Consider the following 11,869-nt stretch of genomic DNA (forward strand, 5'->3'; position numbering starts at 1 on the left):
GCCCGAGCGGGTGGTCCGCTGCGCCCGCACCCGCCGCGTGTGGCAGGCTCGGGACGTCCGACCCCGACCGCACCGCCCGCGGTCTCGCAGCCGACGACGTCTGCAGGAGCGCCCGTGTCCCACCAGCCCACCTCGCTGCCCGGCTTCCTCCGCCGGCACGCCGCCGAGCGGCCCGAGGAGGCCGCCGTCCGCCTGGACGAGCACGTGCTCTCCTGGCGGGCGCTGGACGACGCCACCGCGCGCGTCGCCGCCCTCCTGCGCGGCGAGGGGGTGCGCCCCGGTGACCGCGTCGCCCTCGTGGCGCCGAACGTGCCGCTCTTCCCCGTGCTCTACCACGGCGTCCTGCGCGCCGGCGGCGTCGTCGTCCCCATGAACCCGCTGCTGCGCGGGCGCGAGGTGGCCCACCACTTCGCCGACTCCGGCGCCGTGCTCGCCCTCGTCTGGCACGCCGTCGCCGACGCCGCGCACGCCGGGGCCGTCGGCACCCCCACCCGCGTGCTCGTCGTCGAGCCCGAGGCCACCGCCGCCCTGCTGGCCGGGGTGGACCCCGACCCGCACGTGCACGAGCCCGCCCCCGACGACACCGCCGTCCTGCTCTACACCTCCGGCACCACCGGCTCGCCCAAGGGCGCCGAGCTGAGCCACCGCAACCTGCTCAGCAACGCGCTGACCAGCCAGCAGACCCTCCTCCGCCTCGGCGAGGGCGACACCATCCTCGGCGCGCTGCCGCTCTTCCACGCCTTCGGCCAGACCTGCGCCATGAACACCGCGCTCGTCGCCGGCCGCCAGCTGACGCTGCTGCCGCGCTTCAGCGCCGCCGCCGCGCTCGCGGTCGTCCAGCGCGACCGGGTCACCCACTTCGCCGGCGTGCCGACGATGTACGTGGCGATGCTCAACGAGCCCGACGCCGAGCGCTTCGACGTCTCCTCCTGGCGCTCGGCGTGCTCGGGCGGCGCCTCGCTGCCGGTGGAGGTGCTGCACGGCTTCGAGCGGCGCTTCGGCGTGCCGGTCCTGGAGGGCTACGGGCTCAGCGAGACCTCCCCGGTCGCCTCCTTCAACCACCCCGACGCCCCCCGCAAGGCCGGCACCATCGGCACCCCGGTGCGCGGCTGCGAGATGGACCTGCGCTCCGCCGACGGCTCACCGGTGCCCGAGGGGGAGGTCGGCGAGGTCGTCGTGCGCGGCGAGAACGTCATGAAGGGGTACTGGCGCGACGAGGCGGCCACGGCGGCCGCCTTCGTCGACGGCTGGTTCCGCACCGGCGACCTCGCCGTGCGCGACGGCGACGGCTACTACCGGATCGTCGACCGGGCCAAGGACATGATCGACCGCGGAGGCTACAACGTGTACCCCCGCGAGGTGGAGGAGGTGCTCTACGAGCACCCCGCGGTCGCCGAGGCCGCCGTCGTCGGCTTCCCCGACCCCCTCGTCGGCGAGGAGGTCGGCGCCGCCGTCGTCCTCAAGCCCGGTGCGCGCGCCACCGCCGAGGAGCTGCAGGCCCACGTCCGGCGGGCGCTGGCCGCCTACAAGTACCCGCGCCGGGTGTGGTTGTGCTCGGAGCTGCCCAAGGGCCCGACCGGGAAGATCCTCAAGCGCTCGATCGCCCCGCCGGCCGACCCCTCGTCCACCCCGTCCGGGCAGCAGGCCCAGGAAGCGCAGGAGACCGCATGACCAGCCCCACCGGAGTGGACTACTTCGACCTCGCCGCCGACCTCACCGACGACGAGCGCGCCGTGTGGGCGAAGGTGCGCGCCTTCGTGGACGCGGAGGTGCTGCCCGTCGCCGCCGGGTTCTGGGAGCGCGCCGAGATGCCCCTGGACCTGCTGAAGTCCTACGCGGCCCTGGACCTGGTCGGCGACGCGCTGGAGGGACCGGGCGTCCCGCGGCTGAGCCACACGGCGGCCGGCCTGGTGACGATGGAGCTCTCCCGCGGCGACGGCAGCTTCGCGACGATGCTCGGCGTCCAGGCCGGGCTGGCGATGCGCACCATCGCCTTCTTGGGCTCGCCGGAGCAGAAGGAGCGCTGGCTGCCGCCGATGGCGCGCCTGGAGGCGCTCGGCGCCTTCGCCCTCACCGAGCCCGAGCACGGCTCCGACGCCGTCGCGCTGGCGACGACGGCCCGCCGCGACGGCGACTCCTACGTCCTCGACGGCGCCAAGCGCTGGATCGGCTTCGGCACCGTCTGCGACGTGTGCGTGGTGTGGGCGCGCGGCGAGGACGGGCAGGTGCAGGGCTTCCTCGTCGAGCGCGGCACCCCCGGCTTCGAGGCCCGCGTCATCGAGGGCAAGGCCTCGCTGCGCGCGATCCACAACGCCGACATCACCCTCAGCGGCGTGCGGGTCCCCGCGGCGAACCGGCTGCCGGGGGCGAACAGCTTCCGCGACACCGGCCGCGTGCTCTCGGCCACCCGCGCCGGCATCGCCTGGGGAGCGCTGGGCCACGCCACCGCCGCCTACGAGACGGCCCTGGCCTACGCGCTGGAGCGCAGGCAGTTCGGCCAGCCGCTGGCCTCCTTCCAGCTCGTGCAGGACAAGCTCGTGCAGATGCTCGCGGAGGTCACCGCGATGCAGCTGTTCTGCGTGCGGGTCGGCCGGCTGGCCGACGCGGGCCGCCTCACCGACACCCAGGCCTCGCTGGCGAAGGTGAACGCCACCCGCAAGGCCCGCACCGTGACGGCGATGGCCCGCGACCTGCTGGGCGGCAACGGGATCCTGCTGGAGCACCGGGTCGCCCGGCACATGGCCGACGTGGAGGCGCTGCACACCTACGAGGGGACGGAGTCGATCCAGACCCTCATCGTCGGTCGCCACCTCACCGGCATCTCCTCGTTCACCTGAGACCCCGAGCAGCAGGAGGAACCGTGGCAGCAGCCTTCCCCGAGCGGCGCACCGCCGTGGTCACCGGCGCCGGTGCGCCGCGCGGCATCGGCCGCGTCGTCGCCCGCCGGCTGGCGCGCGAGGGCTGGGACCTCGCGCTGGTCGACGTCAGCGCCGACGGCGTCGCGCAGGCCGCCGACGAGCTGTCCGCGCAGCTGGCCGGCGAGCCGGCCGGCGGGCGCGCCGGCGGTACGGGCGTGCTCGGCGTCGCGGCCGACGTCACCTCGCCCGCGGCGGTCGCCGCCGCGTTCGAGCGCGTGGACGCCGAGCTGCCGCCCGTGGTGGCGCTGGTGAACCTGGCGGGGATCGCCTCCCCGACGCCGCTGCTGGAGATCACGCTGGAGGAGTGGGACCGCTGCTTCGCGGTCAACGCCACCGGCTCGCTGCTCATGCTGCAGGCCGCCGCCCGGCGGATGGCCGCGCTGGGGGTGGGGCGCGTCGTCAACACGTCCTCGATCACCGCCCTCGACGGCGGGGGGACGTTCTCCAAGACCGCCTACGCCGCCGCGAAGGCGGCCGTGCTGGGGCTGACCCGGGGGGCCGCGCGCGAGCTCGGGCCGCTGGGGATCACGGTGAACGCGGTGCTGCCCGGCCCGGTCGACACCGACATCATGGGCGGCCGGCTCACCGAGGAGCGCAAGGCGGCGATGGCGGCGGGCATCCCCGTCGGCCGGGTGGGCAGCCCCGAGGACGTCGCGGCGCTGGTGGCGTTCCTGGTCTCCGAGGACGCCGGTTTCGTCAACGGCGCCGACCACCAGGTCGACGGCGGCAAGCTCATCCACTGACCCGCCGTCCCTCCCGCGGTGATCTTCCACGGTGCACCGTGGAAGATCACCGCGGGAGGGGGAGCGGGAACCGCTCAGTCGGCGGGGTGGAAGCGGCGGCCGGTGACCCGCTCGGAGGCGCCGACGCGGTCCAGGTACGGCGTGATGCCGCCGGTGAACAGCGGGTGCCCGGTACCCAGGACCAGGCAGACGTCCACGTCCTGCGGCCCGGCCACGACGCCGTCGTCGAGGACGCGGCGCACCTCGTCGGCGAGCGCGTCCTGCACCCGGGCCAGCACCTCGGGGCCGCTCAGGGGCTGCGAGCCGGTGGTGAACAGGCCCTCGGCGGCGCCGGTCTCCTCCACGGGCCCCTTGCGCGTCACCAGGTCCGGGCCGCCCGCCGCCACCCAGCGGCGCAGGTTGTCCGAGACCCGGTAGCGTTCGGGGAAGGCCGCCGCGAGCGTCTCGTGCACGTGCAGCATGACCGCCGGGCCCACGAACGAGGCCAGCCGGAACGGCGTCATCGGCAGGCCCAGCTCGTCCAGGGAGCGCTCGACCTCCAGCAGCGGGGTGCCCGCGTCGAGGGCGCGCACCACCTCGTCGAACATGCGCGTGGAGATCCGGTTCACCACGAACGCCGGCGCGTCGCGCACCAGCACGCACGTCTTGCCCAGCGACCGGCCGACCGCGAACGCCGTCGCCAGCGCGGCGTCGTCGGTGGAGGGCGTCCGCACGACCTCCACCAGCGGCAGCACCGCGACGGGGTTGAAGAAGTGGAAGCCCACGAGCCGCTCGGGGTGCTGCAGCACCGAGGCCATCTCGGTGACCGGCAGCGAGCTGGTGTTGGTGGCCAGCACGGCGTCCGGGCGCACGAGGGGTTCCAGCTCGCGCAGCACGTCCTGCTTGACCGCCAGGTCCTCGAACACCGCCTCGACGACGAAGTCGGCGCCGCCCAGCGCCGCCTTGTCCACCGAGCCCGACACCGACGCCTTCAGCCGGTTGGCGGTGTCGGCGTCGATGCGGCCCTTGCCCAGCAGCTCCTCGACGCCGGAGCGCACGAAGTCCACGCCCTTGTCGACGCGGGCCTGGTCGACGTCGGTGAGGACGACGGGGACCTTCAGGCGGTGCAGGAACAGCAGCGCCAGCTGCGAGGCCATGAGCCCGGCGCCGACGACGCCGACGCAGGTCACCTTCCGGGCCAGTTCCGGCGCGGGCGCACCGGCCGGCGCCTTGGCGTAGCGCTGCACGAGGTCGAAGGCGTACAGCCCGGCGCGCAGCTCGCCGGAGACGAGCAGGTCGCCGAGGGCGGCCTCCTCGGCGGCGAAGTGCTCCTCGCGCCCGGCGGTGCGGGAGGCGGCGAGCAGGTCCAGCGTGCGGTACGGCGCTGGCGCCGCGCCGTGCACGCGGGCGTCGGCCACGGCCCGCCCCCGCGCGAGCGCCGCCGCCCACGTCGCCTCGTCGGCGGGGCCGGGGCGCTCGACGACGCTCTCGCCGGCCAGCACGGAGGCGGTCCAGCGCAGCGATTGCAGGAGGAAGTCGGCGGGCTCGAAGGCGGCGTCGGCGATGCCGAGCCGGGCGGCCTGCGGACCGGTGATCGTCTTGTTGCCGGCCAGCGCGTTCTCGATCGCCACCTGCACGGCGACGTCGGGACCGGCGATCCGCGGCAGCAGCCAGGTGCCGCCCCAGCCGGGCACGAGCCCCAGGTGCGCCTCCGGCAGGCCCAGGCCGCGCGCCGCCGTGGAGACGGTGCGGTAGGAGCAGTGCAGCGCCGTCTCCAGGCCGCCGCCGAGGGCCAGGCCGTTGACGTAGGCGAACGTCGGCACCGTCGTGGTGGCCAGGCGGCCGAGGACCGCGTGGCCGAGGGCCCCGGTGGCCGCGGCCTCCTCGGGCGAGGGGGTCCGTGCGACGGCCTTGAGGTCGGCGCCGGCGCAGAAGACGCCGTTCGCGCCGGTCACCCCGATCGCCACCAGCCCCTCGTCGAGCACGAGGCGCTCGGCCCGCTCGATCGCGGCGCCCAGCTCGGGCAGCGTCGCCGGGCCCAGCGTGAACGGCCGGCGGGGGTCGCCGGAGTCGAGCGTCAGCAGCGCCATGCGCCCGGCGGGGGCGCCGCCGGGGCCGGGCAGGTCGAGGGTGCGCACGTGCACGGGCATCAGCGCTCCCCCTCCCACGCGGTGTTCTCCCACACGACGGTGCCGCCCTGCCCCAGGCCCACGCACAGGGCGGTCACGCCGTAGCGGACCTCCGGGTGCTCGCTGAACTGGCGGGCCAGCTGGGTCATCAGCCGCACGCCGGAGGCGGCCAGCGGGTGGCCGATGGCGATGGCGCCGCCGTAGGGGTTGACGCGCTCGTCGTCGTCGGGGATGCCGAAGTGGTCCAGGAAGCTGAGCACCTGCACGGCGAACGCCTCGTTGAGCTCGAACAGGCCGATGTCGTCGACGCCCAGGCCCGCCTTGGCCAGCGCCTTCTCGGTGGAGGGGATCGGGCCCAGGCCCATGACCTCCGGCTGCACGCCGGCGTAGGCGAAGGAGACCAGGCGCATCCGCGGCGCCAGGCCGAGCTCCGCGGCGGTCTCCTCGGCGGTGAGCAGGCAGGCGGTCGCGCCGTCGGTGAGCGGGGAGGCGTTGCCGGCCGTGACCCGCCCGTGCGGGCGGAACGGGGTGCGCAGGCCCGCCAGGGCCTCCACGGTGGTCTCCGGGCGGGCCAGCTCGTCGGCGCTCGCCAGGCCCCAGCCCTGCGCGGAGCCGGCGACGGCGACGGGCACGAGGTCGGCGCCGACCTGGCCGTTGGCCACCGCCTTGGCGAACTTCTGCTGGCTGGCCGCGGCGTAGGCGTCCGCGCGCTGCCTGGTCAGCTGCGGGAAGCGGTCGTGCAGCGCCTCGGCGGTCTTGCCCATGTCGAGGGCGTCGGGGGAGACGATGCGCTCGGTGAGGAAGCGGGGGTTGGGGTCCATCCCGGCCCCCAGCGGGTGGTGGCCCATGTGCTCGACCCCGCCGGCGAGGGCGACGTCGAGCGCGCCGACGGCGATGGAGGCGGCGGTCGTGGTGACGGCGGTCATGGCGCCGGCGCACCAGCGGTCGATCGCGTAGCCGGGGGTGGTGACCGGCAGCCCGGCCAGCAGCGCGGTGCTGCGGCCCAGCACCAGGCCCTGGTCGCCGCTCTGGGTGGCGGCCGCGATCGCGACCTCCTCCACGCGCTCGGGCGGCAGGGCGGGGTTGCGGCGCAGGAGCTCGCGCAGGCACGCGACGACGAGGTCGTCGGCACGGGTCTCGGCGTACAGGCCGTCGGGCCGGGCCTTGCCGAACGGCGTGCGCACGCCGTCGGCGAAGACGACGCTCCGCCCGGGCTGCGGGGTGTGGACCACAGGACCTCCTCGTCGCTGGTGCTGGCGGGTCCCACCGTACGCGCCGGGGCCGGTTAGCGGTACCGGCGGTCACAGGTACTCGGGGCGCGCCGCCCCCCGTCACCCTGTCGGCTGCGCAGGGGGGTGCTGTGCCTGCGCTGTCGGAGTGAAGTGCAGCGCGCAACCACTTGCCGGCCGTCTCCGGGCCCTCACTCTGAGTCCGCGGCAGTCGCCCGGGCCTCGCCCGGACGGAGCAACCGGTCACGGTTCGCAGCAGCCGCCCCTCATCCCGCACCGCGAGCACGTCCCCGGAGGCTGTGCATGACCTGGCTGGCAACCCTGTTCGGCGGCGAGTCCTGGCACGACGTCGCCCCCATCGGCATCGCGGGGATCGTCGTGTGGGGCCTGTGGCTCTACCGGGCGATCAGCTCCCGGCTGTGCCACCCCATCGTCAACGACCACCGCGAGAGCACCTCGGTCGTCGTCCCCTCCTTCCGCGAGGACCCGCAGATCCTGCAGGACTGCGTGCGCAACTGGCTGTCCCACGACCCCGACGAGCTCATCGTCGTCGTCGACGTCGACGACGAGGAGTGCCAGCGCAAGCTGGCCGAGGTCGACGACGCCCGGCTGCAGGTCATCGTCTACCGGCACCAGGGCAAGCGCTCCGCGCTCGGCGTCGGCATCCGCGCCGCCCGCTTCGACCTCGTGGTCCTCTCCGACTCCGACACCATGTGGACCGACGGCCTGCTGCGCAACGTGCAGATGCCCTTCGCGGACCCGATGGTCGGCGCCGTCAGCACCCAGCAGAACGTCTACCAGCGCGAGACGAGCGTCTGGCGGCGCATCGCCGACTGGATGGTCAACCTGCGCTACTACGACTACGCGCCGGCGATGGGCCGCAAGGGCGGGGTCATCTGCGTCTCCGGGCGCACGGCCGCCTACCGGCGCTCGGTCGTCCTGCCGCTCGTGCCGAACCTCGAGCACGAGTTCTTCCTCGGCCGCCGCTGCATCGCCGGCGACGACGGCAGGCTCACCTGGCTCGTGCTCGCCGCCGGTTTCAAGACCGTCCACCAGCGCTCCGCCAAGGCCATCTCGATGTTCCCGTCCTCCTTCCGCGCGTTCGTCAAGCAGCGCGTGCGCTGGAGCCGCAACTCGGCCCGCACCTACCTGACGGCCCTGTGGAAGGGTTGGCTGTGGCAGGTCCCCTTCGTCTCCAAGGTGACCGTCCTGCAGATCCTGCTCACGCCGGTGACGATGGCGCTCACCCTGGGGTACCTGCTGTTCAGCCGGCTGGAGCTCACCCCGCAGGGCATCGCGCTGGCCGCCGCGTGGCTGCTCGTCGGCCGCGGCATCCGCTCCTACTCGCACCTGCGCCGCCACCCCGCGGAGATCTTCCTGCTGCCGCTGTACGCGCTGGTCGTCATCTTCATCGCCCTACCGATCAAGACCTACGCGATCATCACCATGAACAAGCAGGGCTGGCTGACCCGCAGCGCGGACAGCGCCACCGCCGAGGGGCAGTCCTCCGCGACGCTGACCGGGACCCCGCTGCGCACCTCGGTGCCGGCGACCGTCCCCGCGCAGACCGTTCCCGCGCAGACCGTTCCCGCGCAGACCGTCCCCGCGCAGACCGTCCCCGCGCCCACCGCCGACGGCCTGGGTGCCGTCGCCAACGCCCTGAAGGGGGTCTGACCGTGACCGCTCCTGCTTCGAGGTCCCGGCGCCGTGCGCTCACCGCGCTCGCCGGGCTGAGCACGTCCGCCGTGCTGGGGCTCGCCGGCGCCGGCGCGGCCGGCGCCCAGGCCCCCGACGTCCCCGCGCTGACCGACGAGCAGTCGCAGCACGTGGCTGCCCTGGTGGCCGCCGAGGACCGGCGGATCACCGAGATCCGCACGGTCACCTCGCTGGCCCGGTGGCAGGGCGCCTCCTGGCAGGCGCCGTACCGGCTCAGCTCGGGCAGCGGGTACACGCTCGTGCTCACCAAGCGCGACACCGCGTACACCGTCTCCGACCTGCTCGAGCTGGCCCCGCAGACCTTCCTGCGGATGTCCGACGGCTCGTACCTTCTCACCGAGAACATCGCGGTGGCCTCCGGTGCCGAGCTGCAGCTCAGCGGCCCCGGCGGTCTGCACCTGCGACTGGCCAGCAGCCCCGAGGGCTTCGCGTCCATCGTCGGCATGGGCGGCGAGCTGCGCTTCGAGGGCGAGGAGGGGGCTCCCGTCGTCGTCGACGCCTGGAACCCGCAGGCCGGCGAGGTGGACACCGCGACCGCCGACGGCCGTGCCTACGTCCGCGTCATCGGCGGGCAGTTCGAGGCCTCCTACGCCACGTTCTCCGACCTCGGCTTCTGGAGCGGGCGGACCGGCGGGGTGTCCCTCACCGGCACGGACCGCCCGAACACCGGCGCCATCACCTCCGGGGACTCCTCCGCGCAGGACGCCGCCCCCAACGTCCTCGACGGTGCCAGCGTCCAACCGGCCGGCCCGCTGGAGCCGGGCCAGAGCGTGCCGAACCTGGACTACCACGTCCCGGCCTTCGACTACGTCTCCAGCCGCGTCACGCAGACCACCTTCGAGCGCAACGCGTACGGCCTGTTCGTCACCGGCGCCGACGGCGTCCAGGTGAGCGACAGCACCGTCCGCGACAGCCTCATCGCCGGCATCGTCCTGCACCGCTACGTCAGCAACGGCATCGTGGAGACGACGACCACCGCGGACAACGCCGGCCACGGCCTCAGCATCGACCGCGCCACCACCGGCATCACGGTGCAGTCCGTCACCGCTCGCGGCAACGCCGGCGACGGCGTGCGCGTCAACGGCAGCCCGCTCGCCGACGGCCCCAGCGCCACCGGAGCCAGCACGGCCAGCTACGGCGGCAACTCCGTCACCGACAGCACCGTCACCGGCAACGGCCACTACGGCATCGAGGTGGTCGGTGGCCGGAACCTGTCGGTGGCGAACAACACGGTGTCCGGCGGGACGATGGGGATCGTCGTCCGGGAGGAGGCCGACGACGTGTCGGTCACCGGCAACCGGGTCACCGGCAGCACGCGCCACGGCATCGCCCTGCTCGACGGCGTGCAGGCGTCCACCGTCACCGGCAACGTCGTCGGCGGAGCGGCCACGGGCATCTACCTGCGCGACGCCGTCGCCGCCGTCCGGGGCAACACGGTGGAGGACGCGCGCAGCCACGGCATCTCGCTGGTCGGCGCCGTCGGCGGCGCGGAGGTGCGCCTGAACGCGCTCAGCGGCCGGGGCGCGAGCGCGCTCGACAGCATGCGCTCCACCGGGGAGTTCACCTCGGCCCAGAACGTGGACCAGGGCTGGGACGACACCAGTCCGTGGTGGTTCTGGTTCCGCAAGCTGCTGCAGCCCATGACGGCGCTCTGGGTCCTGCTGCTCGGCCTGCTCGCCGTGACGGCCGTGCGGGGCGTCGGCCGCGAGCGGTCGATCGTGCACCCCTACGCCCACCAGATGGCCCACCAAGGAGGTGTCGCCGTCCCCGCGCCGGGTGAGCCGGCGCGCATCATCGACGTGCGCGACCAGACGGTCGCGACGGGCACCCGGTGAGGAGGACCGTGCGCGAGGACACCGCCCCCGGCGGCGCGGGAGCGCGCCGCCCCACCTTCCGCCACGGGCTGACCGCCGGGCTGTCGGTCGCCGGTCTGGTCGCGCTGTGCTCGGCCGGCGCGTGGGTGCTGGTGCCGCGCGACGCGCCCGCCGCGCGGACGGCCGCAGGCGTCGCGCCCACCCCTGCGGCGACCGCCGGTGCCGCCACCCCCGCACCGACGGTCGTGGCCGGACCGGCCGCCGACGCCGGTGAGGAGGCGGCCGGCGAGGGCGCGGCCGATGAGGAGGCGGCCGGCGAGGGCGCAGCCGGCGAGGACGATGTGGAGGCTGCCACCGGTGCGGCCGCAGCCGGTGCCGCCTCGCCGACGGCCGAGGGCCTGCCCGTCCCCGAGCTCGTGACCTGCCCCGCGCCCACCGCTCGGGTCACCTCCGCGGCCGAGCTGTCCGAGGCCCTGCAGGACGCTCGCCCCGGCGACGTCGTCCACCTCGCCGACGGCACCTACGAGGGCAACTTCGCCGCCACGGCCTCCGGCACCGCCGACGACCCGGTGTGGCTGTGCGGCGGCCGCGGCGCCGTCTTGGACGCCGGCGGCCCCAAGGAGGGCTACGGCTTCCACCTGGACGGCGCCTCCCACTGGCGCCTCGTCGGGTTCACCGTCCGCAACGCGCAGAAGGGGGTCGTCGCCGACGGCAGCACCGGCAGCGTCCTGCAGGACCTCCTCGTGGAGCGCATCGGCGACGAGGCGATCCACCTGCGCTCGCACAGCACCCGCAACTCCGTGCTGCGCAACACCGTCCGCGACACGGGGCTGCGTCGGGAGAAGTTCGGCGAGGGCGTGTACGTGGGCTCGGCGCAGAGCAACTGGGAGAAGTACGGCGCCGGCGGTCCGGATCGGAGCGACGGGAACGTCGTCGCCTGGAACGACATCGCGCGCACCACCTCCGAATCCGTCGACGTCAAGGAGGGCACCACCGGCGGCCTGCTGCTGGAGAACGTCTTCGACGGCACCGGCATGGTCGAGTCCGACTCCTGGGTCGACGTCAAGGGCAACGGGTGGACCGTGCGCGGCAACACCGGGCGCAACACCCCCGACCAGGGCTTCCAGACCCACCGCATCCTCGACGGCTGGGGCGCCGGCAACACCTTCGACGACAACGTCCTCGACGTCCCCGACGGGGCGGTGGCGATCTACGTGCACGACCCGGACGTCACCGGCAACGTCATCACCTGCTCCAACCGAGACAGCGGCGGGCACCCCGTCACCAGCACCGTCCCCTGCTCCGGCGGGAGCTCGCGGCCGTGACCCTCGACCCTTCGCC

8 protein-coding genes are annotated in these 11,869 nt (G+C 74.6%); 6 read left to right on the plus strand and 2 right to left on the minus strand.

From position 1 onward, the window contains the following. Positions 1-114: 114 nt before the first annotated feature. From GTQ99_RS03440 to GTQ99_RS03450, 3 genes are read left to right on the plus strand one after another with little or no spacing between them, the layout of a single operon-like run. A complete protein-coding gene (locus GTQ99_RS03440; protein ID WP_338074691.1) occupies positions 115-1,671 on the plus strand; it encodes a long-chain-fatty-acid--CoA ligase in 1,557 nt (518 codons plus the stop codon). Further along, a complete protein-coding gene (locus GTQ99_RS03445) occupies positions 1,668-2,837 on the plus strand; it encodes an acyl-CoA dehydrogenase family protein (protein WP_166614340.1) in 1,170 nt (389 codons plus the stop codon). Before GTQ99_RS03440 ends, GTQ99_RS03445 begins: the two co-directional genes overlap by 4 nt. 23 nt (positions 2,838-2,860) lie before the next feature. Then, on the plus strand, positions 2,861-3,661 hold the full coding sequence (locus GTQ99_RS03450) for an SDR family oxidoreductase (protein WP_166614341.1): 801 nt from the start codon (positions 2,861-2,863) through the stop codon (positions 3,659-3,661). A 74-nt stretch (positions 3,662-3,735) separates the two neighbouring features. Here the strand turns inward: GTQ99_RS03450 and GTQ99_RS03455 are convergent, their stop codons facing one another. Next, positions 3,736-5,790 (minus strand): 3-hydroxyacyl-CoA dehydrogenase NAD-binding domain-containing protein, encoded by a 2,055-nt coding sequence (locus GTQ99_RS03455; protein ID WP_166614342.1) that lies wholly within the window; start codon positions 5,788-5,790, stop codon positions 3,736-3,738. Then, the gene (locus GTQ99_RS03460) at positions 5,790-7,001 is read right to left on the minus strand and encodes an acetyl-CoA C-acyltransferase (RefSeq protein ID WP_166614343.1); all 1,212 of its coding nucleotides are present in this window, start codon (positions 6,999-7,001) and stop codon (positions 5,790-5,792) included. Before GTQ99_RS03460 ends, GTQ99_RS03455 begins: the two co-directional genes overlap by 1 nt. 300 nt (positions 7,002-7,301) lie before the next feature. Here GTQ99_RS03460 and GTQ99_RS03465 point away from each other — a divergent pair, with 300 nt between their 5' ends. Genes GTQ99_RS03465 through GTQ99_RS03475 form a run of 3 tightly spaced genes read left to right on the plus strand, consistent with a single transcriptional unit; the run spans position 7,302 to position 11,853 of the window. Then, positions 7,302-8,672 (plus strand): glycosyltransferase, encoded by a 1,371-nt coding sequence (locus GTQ99_RS03465; protein WP_166614344.1) that lies wholly within the window; start codon positions 7,302-7,304, stop codon positions 8,670-8,672. A 2-nt stretch (positions 8,673-8,674) separates the two neighbouring features. Further along, a complete protein-coding gene (locus GTQ99_RS03470) occupies positions 8,675-10,549 on the plus strand; it encodes a right-handed parallel beta-helix repeat-containing protein (protein ID WP_166614345.1) in 1,875 nt (624 codons plus the stop codon). A gap of 8 nt (positions 10,550-10,557) precedes the next feature. Next, a complete protein-coding gene (locus GTQ99_RS03475) occupies positions 10,558-11,853 on the plus strand; it encodes a right-handed parallel beta-helix repeat-containing protein (RefSeq protein WP_166614329.1) in 1,296 nt (431 codons plus the stop codon). Positions 11,854-11,869 lie beyond the last annotated feature (16 nt).

The organism is Kineococcus vitellinus, assembly GCF_009906315.1.
Lineage (GTDB): Bacteria > Actinomycetota > Actinomycetes > Actinomycetales > Kineococcaceae > Kineococcus > Kineococcus vitellinus.

What these genes read in the sequence shown, in the direction of transcription:
- GTQ99_RS03455 (WP_166614342.1), bottom strand. Translation starts at nt 5,790, where the DNA reads ATGCCCGTGCACGTGCGCACCCTCGACCTGCCCGGCCCCGGCGGCGCC.
- GTQ99_RS03445 (WP_166614340.1), top strand. Translation starts at nt 1,668, where the DNA reads ATGACCAGCCCCACCGGAGTGGACTACTTCGACCTCGCCGCCGACCTC.
- GTQ99_RS03465 (WP_166614344.1), top strand. Translation starts at nt 7,302, where the DNA reads ATGACCTGGCTGGCAACCCTGTTCGGCGGCGAGTCCTGGCACGACGTC.